We start from the raw sequence: 17,548 nt of genomic DNA, 5'->3' as shown, positions 1-17,548 counted from the left end.
GGGTTCGGGGGATCAGCAGCATGCGTGAATGGATGGGGGCCACGGGTCAGAGAGCGACGCCGAGACCGTCTTCCGCTTCGGGCTGCTGACGCCCGCCCGAGGTCATGTAGCCGTTGTAAGACTCGGGGGCCTGGAAGCCGCCCGACGTCATGTAGCCGTTGTCGAACTTGGGCGCGCCGGAGTCGGCGGGGGCGAACGGATCGATCAGATGGTTCATGAGAAGTACCCGGTTGGATGTAGGGGAGAGATGCCGTCGTGACATCTGCGTACATTTTAACCCCTAATCCGCATAAGTCAACTATGTCTCTTTTCAAGACTTGCCTTGAGAGCGCCTGTTTATGCCGATCCTTTCGTCCGCTCGCGTTCCGTGGACGGGCGCAAATGTCCAGCACCCCCCACTTGCGCGCCCCGCAGCCCCGCGGCGCCCCCAAACATGCGCCAGAACACGGCCGGGGAGGATACCGGGACCGCTCCTGTTCCCGGCGCCGGATCGCGGCTGGACCGACGGCGGGACGGGATGATTGGCGGCGTCCGGGCGCATTCGGGGCGGCCACATCCGCGGGGGCCGATGTGGGTGCGCGTCCGCGGCTGTGAGCCCTCACCCCGCGTGCTGCGCACGACGATCCTCTCCCACGAACGGATGTGGGAGAGGGAGCACACCCCAGAATCGTGCGGAGCGGGAAAGTTGATCGCGTCCGAAGTCTCGCGAGGCCCCTCCCCCGGCCCCTCCCCGCTCCCCTCCCGGCCGAAGCAGAAGCGCGGAGAGGGGGGAACAACAACTAAACTCGATCCGGATGGTTCGGTGCGGCTGGAGAGGCCCCCTCTCCCCGGCCCTCTCCCCCGCTCCGCGGGAGAAAGGGAGACCTCAACGCGAGCGGCAGGCACGGCGCGGACAGCGCCGTTCGATGCAGTTGAAGCCCCGAACGGCGCGCGAATAGCGCCGTGTCGGGGGTTGAAACCGCGCCTCGAAACACACGAAGTCCGCCTCCGCGGACTGCGGCCGCAAACCAGTCTGCTCGCCCAAAACGCGGTTGAAGCCCCGAACCGGACGCGCCAGCGGCCGGTGTCGGGGCTTCCCGCTGTTTGAGCGGCGGATTCATCCGCTCCACGTAATTCGCTCGCCCGGCGATCTCCGCCACCCGCACCGAACCATCCGCCCGCCCAACCCTCCCCCAGTCTTTTTTGGGGGAGGGTGGGCCGGTGGTGCCGGCCCGGGTGGGGGCCGCCCGCGAACTCCGCCCACCGCACCTCACCCTCTCCCCCCGCACTTTCGCACTTCCGTACTTCCGTTCCCCTCCCGCACTCCCGCACTTACGCACTCACGCACCCCGCACTCACGCACTTCCGCACTCCCCTTGGCCCACCCCTTGCTGCCCGCGCGGGCGGAACCCACCCCGCCCCGACGCCCGTGCGTCGCCATCAGAACCGAACCGAGACATCGATGCCCGAGAGGATCGACGCCAGCCGCAGGGTCGTGATCGAGAACGTGGAGCCCGAGCTGGACGGCGGCCGCTACGCCGTCAAGCGCGAGGTGGGCGACACCGTGCAGGTGGAGGCCGACATCTTCAAGGAAGGGCACGACGCCCTTTCCGCGGCCGTCTGGTACCGCGCCGAGGACGAGGAAGGCTGGCGCGAGTCGCCCATGAAGTTCTGGGACAACGACCGCTGGCGCGGCTCGTTCACCCCCGACCGCAACTGCCGCTGGTTCTTTACCGTCGTCGCGTGGACGGACGTGTTCGGCACCTGGCAGAGCGACCTGCGCAAGAAGTACGACGCCGGCCAGGAAGTCCTGCTGGAGCTGTTCGAGGGCGCCCAGCTGATCGCCTCGGCCGCCGCGCCGCTGGCCCCCGGCGCCGACCGCGACCGCATGATCGCCTTTCTGGAGGAGATCGTGGGTGACGCGAAGATGGCGTCCGCCGGGCTCATCGAGCGTGACTCGTGGCCGGCGTTCCGCGACGGCGTGGAGGCCGCCGCCGATCTGACGCTGGCCGAGCGCGTGGCCGCGGCGCTGGATCCCGCGCTGCTGGAGCTGATGGCCCGCTATCCCCTGCGGCAGGACCTGACGCGCTACGACCGGGAGCTGCCGATCCAGGTGGACCGCGTGGCCGCCCGCTTCGCCGCGTGGTACGAGCTGTTTCCGCGCTCCATGTCCGACGACGAATCGCGCCACGGCACCTGGGACGACGTCATCGGCAAGCTGCCGTACGTACGCGACATGGGCTTCGACGTGCTGTACTTTCCGCCCATCCACCCCATCGGCCGCAAGTTCCGCAAGGGCAAGAACAACACGCTCAACCCGGGGCCGGACGAGCCGGGCGTACCCTACGCCGTGGGCTCGGAAGAGGGCGGGCACAAGGACGTGCACCCCGAGCTGGGGACCATGGAGGACTTCCGGCGCATGGTGGCCGCCGCGCGCGAGCACGGGCTGGAGATCGCGCTGGACTTCGCCATCCAGGTGTCTCCTGATCACCCGTACGCCAGGGAGCATCCGGGCTGGTTCAACCAGCGGCCGGACGGCACCATCATGTACGCGGAGAATCCGCCCAAGAAGTACCAGGACATCTATCCCCTGAACTTCTACGGGGATGACTGGGAGGCCCAGTGGGCGGAGTGGCGCGACGTAATCCTGCACTGGGCGGAGCAGGGGGTGAAGATCTTTCGCGTCGACAATCCGCACACCAAGCCGGTGCAGTTCTGGGAGTGGATGATCCGCCAGGTTCAGGAGCAGTATCCGGACGTGCTCTTTCTGAGCGAGGCGTTCACGCGGCCCAAGATGATGCGGGCGCTGGCCAAGGCGGGGTTCAGCCAGAGCTACACGTACTTCACGTGGCGCAACTTCAAGGGCGAGATCACGGAGTACTTCACGGAGCTCACGCAGGGGCCCATGAAGGAGTACTTCCGGGGCAACCTGTTCCCCAACACGCCCGACATCAACCCCGAGTTCCTGCAGCGCGGCGGCCGGCCGGCGCACATGATCCGGGCCGTGCTGGCGACCACGCTGTCGTCGGTGTACGGCATCTACAGCGGCTTCGAGCTGTGCGAGGCCACGCCGCTGGCGCCGGGCAAGGAAGAGTACCTGGACAGCGAAAAGTACCAGATCAAGGCGTGGGACTGGGACCGGCCGGGCAACATCCGCCCCCTGATCACGCGGCTCAACCAGGTGCGGCGGCAGAACCGCGCGCTGCAGGAGTACGACAACCTGCGCTTCTATCCTGCGGACAACGACAACATCCTGTTCTACGGCAAGATGACGGAGGACCGGACGTCGATGGTGTTCGTGGCGGTGAACCTGGACCCGTTCGCCGCGCACGAGACCATGCTGCACTTTCCGCTGCCGGACATGGGAATCGGGTGGAACGATCCGTGGGAGGTGGAGGAACTGCTGACCGGCGAGCGCCACTTCTGGCACGGCGGATCGCAGTGGGTGCGGCTGGATCCGGACGCGCCCGCGCGCATGTTCCGCGTGCGCGCGTGGAGAAGCAGCGAGCGGGGATTCGACTATTTCATGGAGCCGACGCTGGTGTAGGAGGGGAAGTGCGTGAGTGCGGGGTGCTGGGTGCGTGAGTGCGACAGAAGGGAAGTGCTCAGTGCTCAGTGCTCAGTGCCCGGTGCGTGATGCGCCGGGTGGAGGTGCGGAGGGCGGAGGGTGGTGCGGCGGCGGAGTGACGCCCTCACCCCGCGTGCTGCGCACGACGACCCTCTCCCACGAACGGATGTGGGAGAGGGAGCACACCCCAGTGCCGTGCGGGTCGGATGGTGCGGCGCGGCGGGGTTCCGTCCGGCGGTTGAAACCGCGCCTCGGAAAACACGAAGTCCGCCTCCGCGGACTGCGGCGGCAGACTCTGTTCTCCGCCCTATGCAGTTGAAGCCCCGAACGGCGCCTGTGGGCGTCGTGTCGGGGCTTCCCGCTTTTGGAGCGGCGGATTCATTCGCTCACTACACTCCGGGCATGGGCGACGGCCCGCGCTCACGCACCTCGTGGCTCTGCGCGCAGAGCCGCGCGAGGCGCTTAGAACCGCAGTTCCAGGCCGATGCCGCGGGCGGTGGTGCTGAGCGAAACGGTGGCGGGGCGGCCGCTGACCGTCACCGGGCTCCACTTCTCGTGCGAAAGGCCGCCCACAAAGGCGCCGACCGCGGCTCCGATGAGGGCGCCCACGCCCACGACGACGGGCGGCGAACCGAGAAAGTCTTCGTCCACGTCGGCGCAGTTGTCGCAGTCGTCGGTGCCTCCCAGCTGGATGACCCCGACGGTGAGCGCGGTGGCGCCCGCTCCGACCAGCGCCCCGATCCCGGCGGCGCGCAGCGTGCCACGTCCGCCGCTCGCGGTTCCGGCGCTGACTTCCAGCCGGGATACGAGGGCCAGCGGAACGACGGTGGACTGCCCGCCCTGCTGGATGGTGACGGAACCGGAGTCCACCGCCAGCAGCGTACCGACGCGAACGGCGTTGCGCCGGCCGCGTGCGCCCGCTTCGGGCGTGGTGGTCTGCGTGACGCGCACCCGCGTGCCGGGAGCGATCGCGGATGCCTCCTGCGCCGCCAGGTCCGCCGCGCCGGCGCACAGCAGGATGAGGACTGCCCAGAGATGTCGCATGAATACCACACGAAAAGGGAGGAAGGAGACGGGAACATACGCCTGTCCGCCGCCCCCGCGACAGACGCCCCCTGCCCCGCCCACTTTCGTACTTTCGTACTTTCGTACTTTCGTACTTTCGTACTTTCGTACTCTCCCGTACTTCCCCGTCCTCGCACTAACGCACCCAGCACCCCGCACTCACGCACTTCCCCCTTCGCCGCGGCCCGCCCCCTGCGTACCGGTCGCACTTTCTTCCGCATCACCCCAGACAGGATCATACCCATGCGCATGCATCGCTGGATTCCGGTGTTCACCCTGGCCGCCGCGCTCTCGGCGGGCGCGTGCAGCCGCGACAACGGCGGCGAGGCCAAGCTGGACTCCAACGACGGGATCGCCCCCGCCGCGGGCAACGCCACCGACGAGGGCCGCACCTCCGGCGGATCGGAAACCGCGCAGGAGCGCACCACCGTCGTGAACGACACCGCGCCCCACCGCCCCGGGGCCCCCAACAACCCTGCCACGGGCCACACACCCTGAGCGGGATCCAAGGTTTGTGCAACACATTTCGCGCGCGTTCCCGATCGGGAACGCGCGCGCTGTCTTGCAGGCACGGCTCTGGCCTACCCGCGCGGCCCTCCGCGGACCGACCCGCGGGCGAGGGAACCAGAACAGAAGGTGTACGTCATGTTGAACGCCGCGCTCCCCCTTCGTTTTCAGCTCCGCGTGCAGGTGCAGGCGCTGGTGAACGCCCTGCGCCGGCCCACCTCGGACGCCAGCAAGCTGCTGCGCCTGTCCTGCGGCGCGCTGGAAACGCTGGAGAAGTCAGACGTGATGGATGCGGAGCTGCGGCAGTCGCTGCTGCGGCTGTGCGCGGACCTGCGGGCCGGCCAGGCCGTGGACCGGCTGCAGCGCGCCGCCCTGCTGGACCGCGCCGCCGCGGCCGTGCACTGGACCCGGGCCGACTTCCGCCCGGCGCACGCGGCGCCGGCGCGCTGACCCGCGGCGGCGCGCGCGCACCGGAATGACGGTGCGCGCGGGGCCCCGTGTTTGCGGGCAGGGCGCGGGGCGCCTATAATCCGCCCGCTTTTCCCGCGGTCCGCCAAGGGCCGCACCGCCATCCCGGCCGGCGCGCGCACGGCGCGCCGGCGCACGAAAACATCACGGAGACCCATGGCCGACGCCGCACGCGGGACCGTTCTCCCCGTCCGCCACCAGCCGCCGCTTCCCCGCGAGCGGATGATCCTGTCCGAGGCGCCCGACGCCGAGGCCATCGAGATGGACGTGGTGATCGTGGGCGCGGGCCCGGCCGGCCTGGCGTGCGCCATCGAACTCGCGCGCCTGGTGCAGAAGGACGGCGAGGCCGGCGGATCGCTGGGCGAAACCCAGATCGCCGTGCTGGACAAGGCATCGGCGCTGGGCGAGCACAACCTGTCGGGCGCGGTGGTGAACCCGCGCGCCTTCCGGGAACTGTTCCCCGAGCTGACCGACGCCGACTTCCCCTTCCGCGATCCGGTGCGCGACGAAGCCGTCTATCTGATGACGGAAACGGGGCACTACCGCATCCCCACGCCGCCCCCCATGCACAACAAGGGGAACTACACGGCGTCCATCTCCGAAATCTGCCGCTGGCTGGGCGACAAGGCCGAGGGGCTGGGGGTGAACATCCTCCCCGGCTTCCCGGTGGACTCGCTGCTGGTGGAGGGGCAGAACGTCCGCGGGGTGCGCACCACGCCGGCCGGCCTCAGCCGCGACGGCAGCGCGGGGCCGGGCTCGGAGCCGCCCACCGACGTCACCGCGCGCGTCACCGTGCTGGCGGAAGGAACGCGCGGGCCGCTGGCCATGGCGTACCGTGAGTGGCAGGGGATCAAGAGCGAAAATCCGCAGATCTTTGCGCTGGGCGTAAAGGAACTGTGGGAAACCAAGGTGCCGCTCGACAAGATCGTCCACACGCTGGGGTGGCCGCTGCCGCGCGACGCCTTTGGCGGAAGCTGGATGTATCCCGTGGAGCCGAACCTGGTGTCCATCGGCCTGGTGGTGGGGCTGGATTACCGGCAGACCACGGTGGACGTGCACCAGATGCTGCAGCGCATGAAGCTGCACCCGCTGTTCCGGAAGTACCTGGAAGGCGGCGAAATGGTGGAGTGGGGCGCCAAGACCATTCCCGAGGGCGGGTTCTACGCCCTGTCGCAGCGCCGCTACGGCGACGGCGTGCTGATGGCCGGCGACACGGCGGGCTTTGTGGACGTGCCCTCGCTGAAGGGAATCCACTACGCCATGCAGAGCGGCATCTACGCGGCGCGCGCCATCTTCGCGGCGCTCCAGAAGGGCGACACCAGCGCCGCGGCACTGGCGCCGTACGATGCCATGGTGGACGGCAGCTACATCCGTGATGATCTGTACAAGAGCCGGAACCAGCGTCTGGCGTTCAAGGACGGCTTCTTCGTGGGCGGCGCCAAGGCGGCGCTGATGACGGTGACGGGCGGGCGCTTTCCCGGCGGCAAGATCACCATGCACGCCGACAACGAGGTGCCGCGCCAGGCCGGGCCGGAGCCGGCGTTCGTTCCGGACGGCAAGCTGACGTTCAGCAAGGTGGACGCGGTGTTCAAGTCGGGGAACGGGACCCGCGACGACATCCCGTCGCACCTGATCGTGGGCAAGGACATTCCGGCGGACGTGGCGCAGCTGTACGTGCACCTGTGCCCGGCCGGCGTGTACGAAATGAACGGCGACCGGCTGCAGGTGAACGCGCCCAACTGCATCGACTGCAAGGCGACGGACGTGATCGGCCCGCGCTGGACGCCGCGCGAGGGCGGCAGCGGCCCGGCGTACAAGAAGATGTAAGCAGGATGCTGGATGGATGACGGACGGGCCGGATGCAATGCGCATCCGGCCCGTCGCTTTTTCCGCCAGAGGCGGAGAATACGGCTGCACGCGGCTGCGGTGAAGGGAGGCCAGGCGTCACGAGAGGCGCGCACGATTGTTTTCATCCGCGACCGTATTTGTCATCCTGAGCGAAGCGCTGCACCGTTGTTTCCGCTGCACCAGACCATGGCGCGCAGTCGAAGGATCTTGCCACGGCATATGCGGGGCGCCCGGCAGGCGGGGATGGCATCAGACTCGAACTGCGGTGCTCGGAGCCGGCCATGTGGCAAGATCCTTCGACTCGCTGCTTGATGTGGAGCAGCCTGAGACCCTGCTTGGCCGCTCGCTCAGGATGACAAAGCGGGGACACATGCGCACCCTTCGCTGTCATCCTGAGCGAAGCGCCGCACCGTTGTTTCCGCTGCACCAGACCATCGCGCAGTCGAAGGATCTTGCCACGGCAGATGCCGGGCGCCCGGCAGGCGGGGATGGCATCAGACTCGAACCGCGGTGCTCGGAGCCGGCCATGTGGCAAGATCCTTCGACTCGCTGCTTGATGTGGGGCAGCCTGAGACCCTGCTTGGCCGCTCGCTCAGGATGACAAAGCGGGGGCACATCCGCACCCTTCGCTGTCATCCTGAGCGAAGCGCCGCACCGTTGTTTCCGCTGCACCAGACCATGGCGCGCAGTCGAAGGATCTTGCCACGGCAGATGCGGGGCGCCCGGCAGCCGGGGATGGCATCAGGCTCGAACCGCGGTGCTCGGAGCCGGCCATGTGGCAAGATCCTTCGACTCGCTGCGTGATGTGGGGCAGCCTGAGACCCTGCTTGACCGCTCGCCCAGGATGACAAAGCGGGGACACATGCGCACCCTTCGCTGTCATCCTGAGCGAAGCGCTGCACCGTTGTTTCCGCTGCACCGGACCATGGCGCGCAGTCGAAGGATCTTGCCACGGCGGATGCGGGGCGCCCGGCAGGCGGGGATGGCATCAGACTCGAACCGCGGTGCTCGGAGCCGGCCATGTGGCAAGATCCTTCGACTCGCTGCATGATGTGGAGCAGCCTGAAACCCCGATTGGCCGCTCGCTCAGGATGACAAAGCGGGGCATATCACGCCCACCCGTTCAACCTCTCTGGTGCACAACTACTACGCCTACATTCTGTCAGGCCCGACGGGGGTGCTGTACACGGGGGTCACGAACGACCTCGTGCGCCGCGTACGCGAGCACCGGGAGAAGCGCGCTCCGGGATTCACCTCGCGGTACGGAGTCGCGCGCCTCGTCTGGTTTGAGCACACGACCGACATCACGGCCGCGCTCGCCCGCGAGAAGCAGATCAAGGGCTGGTCACGGGCAAAGAAGATCGCGCTGATCCGAACCCCAAACCCCGAGTTCCTGGACCTGGCACCCACAATCGGCATCGTCGACGGCGATGATTGAGCGGCGGGTTGGAGCGGCGGCGCGGGTGGGCGCGATGCGTCAGATGAGACGCGTGGAGGAAAGCTGCTCCGCAATCGGTCCGTGGCATGCACTCGTGCCGCGCCGCTCGCCGGGACGTGTGAAGCCGGCGAAACGGCGCGCTCCCTGCGCCGAATCCAACCTGAATCGGGAGGTTTGCGGATGTACAAGCGGCTGATGATCGTGCCCATGATCGCCCTGATGGCGGCGTGCGGCGGTGGCGACGAGACGAGCGACACCGGCGCGGAAGGCACCACCACCGGCGGCTCGGAGGCCACCTCGGCCCCGGCCACCACCACCACCGATCCGTCGATGACGGCGCCCGGCACCGCCCCCACCGGCACCATGTCCGGCGACACCATGGGCATGGGCACCGGCGGCGCGGCGGGCGCGACCGGCGCGGCTCCCAGCACCGGCGGCGCGGCCGGCGCCACCACGGGCGGAACGACGGGCGGCGCCATGGGCGGCACCGGCACCACGAGCGGATCTACCGGCACCACCGGCGGCACCGCGGGAACGACCGGCGGCACCACGGGCGGCACCACCACGCCCTGATCGTCCCGGTCCTGAACGCCTAAACCGCCCCGCGCCATGCTTTGGCGCGGGGCGGTTTCGTTTCTCCTCTCGATGGACACCCGTGCCGCACAGCGCGCGTCCGCCCATCCCACCTTTTTCCCCGCGACCCCCGCGACCCCCGCGACCTCCGCGTGAGGGCGGTTCATCCCGTCACGCGATCGCGATCCGCCCCGCGACGCAACGGAGGCCGGCCGGTGGACCGCGATCAGTCCGCCACGTTGCTTTCGCGCGGGCCGCCCTCCACCACGGGGATGTCTTCGCTGCCGGTGACCAGCACCCGGCGGATCATCTCCGCGCGCTCCAGCGTTTCGCGCGTCTGCTCGTCGTAGCGCACGGCCAGCATGGGCTGGCTGCGGTCGCGCATGCGATCGGCCATGCGCGCGGTGAGGGCGGCGCGCTCTTCCAGCGCGCGGTACGCCGTCCACAGCGCGGCGTCAAGCGCGGCGCTCTGCCCGGCCAGCAGGTTTTCCATCGAGTACGCGTGCCCCACCCGGCAGCGGAACCGCGTAAGCTCGCCGTCCTGCACCTCCCACAGCACGCCGTGGCACTCCGGGCAGGCAAAGGCCGACGGCTCGCCGGCGCGCGGCGTTTCCAGCGCGTCCGGATCCATTTCGGCCACGCGCACCTCGGTTTCGTACAACGCGCGCGACCGGTCGTCCTCAGGTGTCTCCACGGTCTCCCCCGCCTTCTGGATCAGCAGTTGGGCGATCTCGGCGAGCGGCGCCACGTGATCTACGGGCGCGTTGCGGATGGCGCTGGCGGGCATTCCGGAATACAGCGCATCATCCGGGTCCTGCACGAGCGCGAGGCCGCCCCGCTTCTTGACGGCGATCATCCCCGCGCTTCCGTCGTCCAGATTGCCGCTGAGCACCACGGCCATCACCCGGTTGCCGTACGCGCGCGCGGCGCTGCGAAAGAGCGGGTCCACCGCCGGGCGCGACATGTTCTCGCGCGGGCCCCGCACCAGGCGCATGTGCCCGGTTTCAATGATGAGGTGCAGGTCCGGCGGGGCCACGTACACGCGCCCCAGTTCGATGGGCGCCCCATCCACCGCGTGCTCCGCCAGCATTCCTCCGCGGCGCGAAATGATGCGGGGAAGCACGCTGGTGACGTGCGGGGGAAAGTGCACGACCACGAACACGGCCGCGGGAAAGTCGCGGGGCAGCGCTTCGATGAGCGACGACACGGCCTCGACTCCACCCGCCGAGGCGCCGATCACCACAATGTCACGTTCGGCCAAAAGCAGTTCTCCTGAGCGTTCCGATTCACCGGAGTGCTGGGAGCAAGACCCATGCTCCAGCGACACGCACCAGCGCCTCCGTGTGATTGACATTCCCGCGTACTCCGCGCACCTTGCGACGTTGTGCGCTCCCAATCCCCTTCGATGCCACACTAAGTGCCGATCAACGATCCGGGCTCGCCGCCCGGCGGGCTCCCCGTGGTGGCGCTGGTGGCCTCCATGGGCGGGCTGGCGGCGCTTTCGGAGGTGCTGGGCGCCCTTCCCGCGGACTTCGGCGCGGCGGTGGTGGTGCTGCAGCACGTGGAGGCCGGGCGCCTGAGCCTGCTCCCGGAGATCCTTGCCGGACGCACGCCCCTGCGCGTCCGCGCGGCGGTGCACGGCGCCGAGCTGGAGAACGGGCACGTGTACGTGGCGCCCTCCGGCCGCCACCTCTCCATCCTCCGCGGACGCACGCTGGCGCTGGACGAACACGCCCCCGTCAACTTCTCGCGGCCTTCGGCCGATGTACTGCTGTCGTCGCTGGCCGCGGCCGGCGTGCCCATGGTGGCCGTGGTGCTCACCGGGCGCGGATCGGACGGTGCCCGCGGCGCGCTGCACGTGCGCCAAGGCGGCGGTACGGTCCTCGCCTCCGACCAGCAGAGTTCCGTGAGCTATGGAATGCCCGGCGCGGCGGACGCGGCGGGCGCGGTGGACGAAGTGCTTCCCCTGCCGCGGATTGCCCCGCGGCTGGTGGAACTGATTTCTCAACTGGTGCAACCCTACGAATGACCTCGCAGCCCCGGGATCCCTCGTTCGAATCGCTGGTGGACTTTCTGAAGGAAACCCGCGGCTTCGATTTTACTGGATACAAGCGCTCCACGCTCACCCGCCGGGTGGAGCGGCGCATGCTGACGCTGGAAATCGCCACGTACGAAGCGTACCGCGACCACCTGGAACTGCACCCCGAGGAGTACGGGGAGCTGTTCAACACCATCCTCATCAACGTCACCTCGTTCTTTCGCGATCCGGACGCGTGGAGCACGCTGGGCCGGGATTTCCTTCCCGCCCTGCTGCGCGACCGCGGCCCCGAGGCGCCCATCCGCGTGTGGAGCGCCGGGTGCGCCAGTGGCGAGGAGACGTACAGCCTGGTGATGATGCTGGCCGAGGCGCTGGGGGTGGAGGCGTTCCGCGAGCGCGTCAAGGTGTACGCCACCGACCGCGACGACGACGCCCTGGCCCACGCCCGCGCCGCCGTATACGACGCCAAGACGCTGGAAGACCTCCCCGTCGGCTACCGCGAGCGCTACTTCGAGCCGGTGGGCGCGGGCTACGTGTTTCGCGCGGACCTGCGGCGGCAGGTGATCTTCGGCAAGCACGACCTGGTGCACGACGCGCCCATTTCGCACCTGGACCTGCTGGCCTGCCGCAACGTGATGATGTACTTCAACTCCGAAGTACAGGCCAGCATTCTGGCGCGCTTTCACTTTGCCCTCAAGCCCGACGGGCTGCTCTTTCTGGGCAAGGCCGAGATGATGCGCTCGCACGGCGGCCTCTTCATCCCCGCGCACCTGAGTTCGCGCGTGTTCCGCAAGGCGGTGCCGGGAAGCGCGCGCGACCGCCTGCTGCTCATGGGGCGCACCGGAGCCAACGCGCAGGGCTCCGGGGCCCGCGTGCCCCCGGCCTCCGCGGTGGTGGCTCACCAGGTGGCGCTGCGCGACGCGGCGCTCAACGCCGGCCCGGTGGCGCAGCTGGTGGTGGGCGCCGCGGGGCAGCTGCTGCTGGCCAACGACGCCGCGCGCCGCCTGTTCGGCATCGGCCCCGGCGACGTGGGGCGCCCGCTGCACGACCTCAAGGTCTCGTACCGCCCGGTGGAGCTGCGCTCGCGCATCGAGCAGGCGGTGAGCGAACAGCGCTCCATCCTCATCAGCAACGTGGAGCACGCCGCGGGCGACGAAGTGCGCAGCTTTGACGTACAGGTCACCCCGCTGGACAACAGCGACGGCCGGCTGGGCGTATCCATCACCTTCGTGGACGTCACCCGCCACACGCGGCTCAAGGCCGAGGTGGACGAAGCCGGGCAGGCGCTGGAAACGGCGTTCGAGGAGCTTCAAAGCACCAACGAAGAGCTGGAGACCACCAACGAGGAGCTGCAGAGCACCATCGAGGAACTCGAGACCACCAACGAGGAGCTCCAGAGCACCAACGAAGAACTGGAGACGATGAACGAGGAGCTCCAGAGCACCAACGAGGAGCTGGAAACCACCAACGACGAACTGCACCGCCGCACCTCGTCGCTCAATGACGTGAACGCGTACCTGGCCTCGGTGCTCACCAGCCTGCGCGCCGGTGTGGTGGTGGTGGACCGCGACATGCTCGTGCAGGTGTGGAACCGCAGCATGGAAGAGCTGTGGGGGCTGCGCGCCGACGAGGTGAACGGGCAGCCGCTTCTGCACCTGGACATCGGGCTTCCCGTGGAGCAGCTCAAGGCGCCGCTGCGCGCTATTCTGGAGGCTCGCGCGGACTTTCAGGAGTCGGAGCTGGACGCCGTGAACCGGCGCGGGCGACCGGTGCGCTGCCACATTGCCATGTCGCCCCTGCTTTCCAGCGCCGGCGAAATCCGCGGCACGGTGATTCTGCTGGAAGACAGGCCCGCCTCCCCCCCTCCCGCGTAGGCCCGCGTCCATGCCCGACAGCAGCGACCGCTACCACGAACAGGTCCGCCGCTCCCTGGAGCGGCTGGTGGCGCTGCAACGGGAGCTTCCGGATCCGGACGCCGCGGCCGGCGGGCCGCCGGGCGACGTCCGCGAATCGCTCGAAGCGCTGTACACCGCGCTGGAGGAGCTGCACGTGGCGGAAGAGGAGCTCCGCGTGCAGCACGAGCAGCTGGAGCTGGCGCAGGTGGAGGCGGCGCTGGAGCGGCAGCGCTACCTGGAGCTGTTTCACATGGCGCCGGACCCGTACCTGGTGACCACGGTGGACGGCACCATCATGGACGCCAACTACGCGGCGGCGGAACTGGCCGGGATTCCCGCCCACCTCCTGGCGGGCAAGCCGTTCACCACGCTGGTGACGCCGGAGGCGCGGCGAACCTTTCGCTCCGTCCTGTCGCGCGCCGTTCCCCTGGGACGGCTGGACGACTGGGAGGTGCGCGTCCGTCCCCGCGGGGACGGGCCGGCGGTGGACGTGTCGTGCAGCGTAAGCGTGGTCAGCGACGAGCAGGGCAACGCCACCTCGCTGCGATGGATTCTGCGCGACATCAGCGAGCGGCGCCGCGCGGAGCACACGGCGCGCGCCCTGGCCCGCGAAGAAGCCGCCCACGCCGAGGCCGAGGCCGGGCGCGCGCGGCTGCAGGGCGTGCTGGAAAGCATCAGCGACGCCTTCGTGGGCGTGGACTCGTCGTGGAACATCACCTGGGTCAACCGCCGCGCGGCGGAAATGTGGCACCGCTCGCGTGAGCAGCTGCAGGGGCGCGGGCTGTGGCGCGAACTGTCCGCCGCGGTGGGGACGGAGCCGCACACGGCGCTGCTGCGCGCCATGGACACGCGCGAACGGGTGGAGCGCGAAACGCGCTTTCCCATCGGGCGGCGGTGGATCGAACTGCGCGCGTATCCGGCGGAAGAAGGGGGGATGTCCATCTTCTTTCGCGACATCACCACCCGGCGCGAGAACGAGGCCGAGCGGCAGCGGCTGCTGGCCCAAGCGCAGGCCCAGCGCGCGCTGCTGACCACGGCGCTGCACAACATCCCCGGCGGCGTCGTGATCGCGGAGGCGCCGGACGGGCGCATCGTGCTGCACAACGCCGAGGCGGAGCGCATTCTGGCCCATCCGCTGCACCAGGAAGGCGGCCTGACGGACCTTCCGCTGCATTACGGCAACCTGCTCCCCGACGGCTCGCCCGCGCCGGCGGAGGCGTATCCGCTCCCCCGCGCGCTGGCGGGGGAAATGGTGCGCGACGAGGAGTGGATGTACCGCCTGGGGACGGGGGAGATCGCCATCCTGAGGTGCAGCGCCGCCCCGGTGCACGATCCGGACGGCAACGTGGCGGCCGCGGTGTGCACCTTCTTCGACATCACCGAATCGCTCCGCATCGAGCGCACCGACCGCTTTCTGGCCGAGGCGGGCGAGGTGCTGTCGTCGTCGCTGAACGCGTCGGAGGTGGTGCAGCAGCTGGCGCGCGTCTGCGCGGGGACCATCGCGGACTATTCCATCGTCCACCTGGTGGATGAGGAAAAGGGCGTTCGCGCCGCGGGCGTCGCGCACGCCGACCGGACCCGGCAGGAGCTGCTGCTGGGGCTGCTGCGCCGCTTTCCCCACGCGCCCGATCCGGAGGTGCACCCGGTGGTGCAGGCGCTGCGGACGGGCCGGCCGGAGCTGATGTCGTCCGTTGATGAAGGGGTGATGGCGCGCGTGTGCGGCGGGGCGGACCACCGCGAAATGATGCGCGCGCTGGGGCTGTCGTCCGCCATGGTGGTGCCGCTGCGGGCCAAGGACCGGGTGCTGGGGGTCATCAGCCTGGCACGCGGCGGGGGCGCCCCGTACGGCGCGCGCGACCTGGCCGCGGCGGAGGAGCTGGCGCGCCGCGCCGCGCTCGCGCTGGAGAACGCGCGGCTGTACGAGCAGGCGCAGGCCGCCGTGCGCGCGCGCGACGACGTAATGGCCGTGGTGTCGCACGACCTGCGCAACCCCATCAACGCGGTGGTGATGGCGTCGGCGGTGCTGCAGGAGTTCGGCGACACGTCGCGCCTTACGGAGCGCGACCGCAAGCAGCTGGACGTCATTCGCCGCAGCGCCGAGCAGATGAACGCGCTCGTGCAGGACCTGCTGGAGGTGGCGTCGCTGGAAAGCGGGGCGATGGTGATGAACCCGCGGCCGGTGCAGCCGCTGGTCCTGCTGTCCGCCGCGGACGAGATGTTCGCGGGGACGGCGCAGGAGCGCGGGCTGGAGCTCAACTGCATTCGCCCGGACGGGGTGCCCGCCGTGTCGGCGGATTACGGGCGGGTGCTGCAGGTGCTGAGCAACCTGCTGGGGAACGCGCTCAAGTTCACCCCGTCCGGCGGGCGCGTGGAGCTGAGCGCGGTGCGCGTCGCCGGATACGTGCGGTTCTGGGTGACGGACACCGGCCCGGGCATTGAGCGCGACCACCTGCCGCGCCTGTTTGACCGGTTCTGGCAGGCGCGCCGGGGGCACGGGGCCGGCGCGGGGCTGGGGCTGTCGATCGCGCGCTCCATCGTGGAGGCGCACGGGGGGCAGATCTGGGCGGAAAGCACGCCCGGCGAGGGCACCACGTTCCACTTTACGCTCCCCGTGGCGCAGCCGGGGGAGTAGACGGCGCGCGGATTCAGGGACGGCGCCCGGGCGGACCGGCATCACCGGCGCACCGGCCGGGCGAAGATCGGTGCCGGATGACCCCGGCGCGGCAGGCGCGCTTCAGGGCGGCCCCCACCCGGGCTCGTACTACTCGCCCACCCTCCCCCAAAAAAGACTGGGGGAGGGTTGGGGCGGGCGGATGGTTCAGCGCGGAGAGCGGAATTGGCGTGGCGCCCAGAGTATCCTGAGCGAATGAATCCGCCGCTCCAACAGCGGGAAGCCCCGACACGGCGCTATTCGCGCGCCGTTCGGGGCTTCAACTGCATCAGGGGGATGGTCCGGTGCATCACGGACGGTTGGACCGGCGGATGGTAGATCCTTCGTCGGCGCCAACCATCAGCGCGGCAGAGAGTTCCGTCGGCGCCTCCTCAGGATGACATGGTGGTGAGCGGGACGGCACGTGTCGCCCGATGCCGGTGGATAGCGGCCGATGTCGGTGGTTGGCCCGGTGGATGGCGGCGGGTACCGGCGGATGGCGGTGCCGGGATCCCGGACGCAGTTGAAGCCCCGGGCGTGGACGCGACAGCGGGCATGAGCCGGGGGTTCCCGCTGTTTGAGCGGCGGATTCATTCGCTCAACGAGGCCGGGGACGCGCGCGCCGATCCTCCATCGCGCCGATCCGTCATCGCGCCGATCCGTCATCGCGCCGATCCTCCATCGCGCCGATCCTCCATCGCCCCGATCCGTCATCGCGCCGATCCGTCATCGCGCCGATCCGTCATCAACCCTCGCCGGCGGGCGGACTCCCGTGGCTGCGTGCCGAACCCGCCGCGGCGCTGAGGTCTCCCTTCCCCCAGGGGTTTTTGGGGGAAGGGCCGGGGATGGGGGCCTCTCTCCGCCCGCGCCGCCCCGTCCGCGACGAACAACACCGGTGTGTGCTCCCTCCCCACATCCGTTCGTGGGAGAGGGTCGTCGCGCGCAGCGCGCGCGGTGAGGGGCCCCAAGATGTTTCCCGGCACGCGGATGAGCTTCCCGCGGACGGGCCGCGCACGCCGTTCACTTTCCCCGCATCCGCAACAGTTGACGCCACACCGCGCGATCTGTCTAACTTGTTGCGCGGCAACGAGGAACAGATTATCATTCCGTTCTTGCCATCCTCTTCCCCTCTGATGCTGGACCGAGCGCGGAAACGTCACCGCGCCGGCACACTCATGTGGCGACCCGCACGTGACCAACACGACCAGCTCCCCCGCGGAGCCGCGCTCCCCGCAGCAGCGCACGCAGGAAATCGTACAGCGCGCACGCGACATCATTGACCGAACCCGCGACCTGATCCGCCGCACCCAGAGCACGCTGGCCGAGCAGGAGCGCGACACGCCTCCGTCCGGCGAGTAGGGCCGGGCCGGCACATAAAGCACCATCACGGGCGGGGGGGGGGGGGGGGGGGCCCCCCCCCCCCCCCCGGGTTTTTTCTAGGGGGCCCGGGGCGGGGCCGGGCGGCGCGGGGGGGTTTGGCGGGCAAAGGGATAAAAAATATAGAGGGGGCGGGGGGGGC

13 protein-coding genes are annotated in these 17,548 nt (G+C 69.6%); 10 read left to right on the top strand and 3 right to left on the bottom strand.

What is annotated here, in order from left to right; translation table 11 throughout:
• Window positions 1-46: 46 nt before the first annotated feature.
• Window positions 47-217: a hypothetical protein gene (locus HNQ61_RS25855; protein ID WP_170035226.1), complete on the bottom strand. Its 171-nt coding sequence runs from the start codon at window positions 215-217 to the stop codon at window positions 47-49.
• 1,224 nt (window positions 218-1,441) lie between these two features.
• On the opposite strand from HNQ61_RS25855, the gene HNQ61_RS25850 reads away from it, so the two are divergent.
• A complete protein-coding gene (locus HNQ61_RS25850; protein WP_170035225.1) occupies window positions 1,442-3,526 on the top strand; it encodes an alpha-1,4-glucan--maltose-1-phosphate maltosyltransferase in 2,085 nt (694 codons plus the stop codon).
• A gap of 483 nt (window positions 3,527-4,009) precedes the next feature.
• Here the strand turns inward: HNQ61_RS25850 and HNQ61_RS25845 are convergent, their stop codons facing one another.
• Entirely contained in the window at window positions 4,010-4,591 is a 582-nt protein-coding gene (locus HNQ61_RS25845) for a hypothetical protein (protein WP_170035224.1), read from the bottom strand.
• A 264-nt stretch (window positions 4,592-4,855) separates the two neighbouring features.
• Between HNQ61_RS25845 and HNQ61_RS25840 the strand changes: the two genes are divergently transcribed.
• The 5 genes from HNQ61_RS25840 to HNQ61_RS25820 all read left to right on the top strand — a co-directional run bounded on the left by HNQ61_RS25840 (window position 4,856) and on the right by HNQ61_RS25820 (window position 9,446).
• The gene (locus HNQ61_RS25840) at window positions 4,856-5,110 is read left to right on the top strand and encodes a hypothetical protein (protein WP_170035223.1); all 255 of its coding nucleotides are present in this window, start codon (window positions 4,856-4,858) and stop codon (window positions 5,108-5,110) included.
• Between the two features lie 147 nt (window positions 5,111-5,257).
• Window positions 5,258-5,569: a hypothetical protein gene (locus HNQ61_RS25835; RefSeq protein ID WP_170035222.1), complete on the top strand. Its 312-nt coding sequence runs from the start codon at window positions 5,258-5,260 to the stop codon at window positions 5,567-5,569.
• A gap of 174 nt (window positions 5,570-5,743) precedes the next feature.
• Window positions 5,744-7,414 carry an electron transfer flavoprotein-ubiquinone oxidoreductase gene (locus HNQ61_RS25830; RefSeq protein WP_170035221.1) on the top strand — a complete coding sequence of 557 codons (1,671 nt, stop codon included), beginning with the start codon at window positions 5,744-5,746 and terminating at the stop codon, window positions 7,412-7,414.
• Window positions 7,415-8,570: 1,156 nt separating this feature from the next.
• Entirely contained in the window at window positions 8,571-8,873 is a 303-nt protein-coding gene (locus HNQ61_RS25825) for a GIY-YIG nuclease family protein (RefSeq protein WP_170035220.1), read from the top strand.
• A gap of 180 nt (window positions 8,874-9,053) precedes the next feature.
• Window positions 9,054-9,446, top strand: a complete 393-nt coding sequence (locus HNQ61_RS25820) for a hypothetical protein (RefSeq protein ID WP_170035219.1) — start codon at window positions 9,054-9,056, stop codon at window positions 9,444-9,446.
• Window positions 9,447-9,672: 226 nt separating this feature from the next.
• Here HNQ61_RS25820 and HNQ61_RS25815 read toward each other — a convergent pair whose 3' ends face one another.
• Window positions 9,673-10,707: a chemotaxis protein CheB gene (locus HNQ61_RS25815; protein ID WP_170035218.1), complete on the bottom strand. Its 1,035-nt coding sequence runs from the start codon at window positions 10,705-10,707 to the stop codon at window positions 9,673-9,675.
• Window positions 10,708-10,863: 156 nt separating this feature from the next.
• Here HNQ61_RS25815 and HNQ61_RS25810 point away from each other — a divergent pair, with 156 nt between their 5' ends.
• The 4 genes from HNQ61_RS25810 to HNQ61_RS25795 all read left to right on the top strand — a co-directional run bounded on the left by HNQ61_RS25810 (window position 10,864) and on the right by HNQ61_RS25795 (window position 17,388).
• On the top strand, window positions 10,864-11,475 hold the full coding sequence (locus tag HNQ61_RS25810) for a chemotaxis protein CheB (RefSeq protein WP_205761567.1): 612 nt from the start codon (window positions 10,864-10,866) through the stop codon (window positions 11,473-11,475).
• The gene (locus HNQ61_RS25805) at window positions 11,472-13,358 is read left to right on the top strand and encodes a CheR family methyltransferase (protein ID WP_170035217.1); all 1,887 of its coding nucleotides are present in this window, start codon (window positions 11,472-11,474) and stop codon (window positions 13,356-13,358) included. The genes HNQ61_RS25810 and HNQ61_RS25805 overlap by 4 nt, the downstream gene beginning before the upstream one ends.
• Window positions 13,359-13,368: 10 nt before the next feature.
• Entirely contained in the window at window positions 13,369-16,011 is a 2,643-nt protein-coding gene (locus HNQ61_RS25800) for a PAS domain-containing sensor histidine kinase (protein WP_170035216.1), read from the top strand.
• 1,209 nt (window positions 16,012-17,220) lie between these two features.
• A complete protein-coding gene (locus HNQ61_RS25795; protein ID WP_170035215.1) occupies window positions 17,221-17,388 on the top strand; it encodes a hypothetical protein in 168 nt (55 codons plus the stop codon).
• Window positions 17,389-17,548: the final 160 nt, after the last annotated feature.

It is taken from the genome of Longimicrobium terrae, from assembly GCF_014202995.1.
GTDB lineage: Bacteria > Gemmatimonadota > Gemmatimonadetes > Longimicrobiales > Longimicrobiaceae > Longimicrobium > Longimicrobium terrae.
Note: the sequence above shows the minus strand (reverse complement) of the source record. Positions and strands in the feature narration are given on the sequence as shown.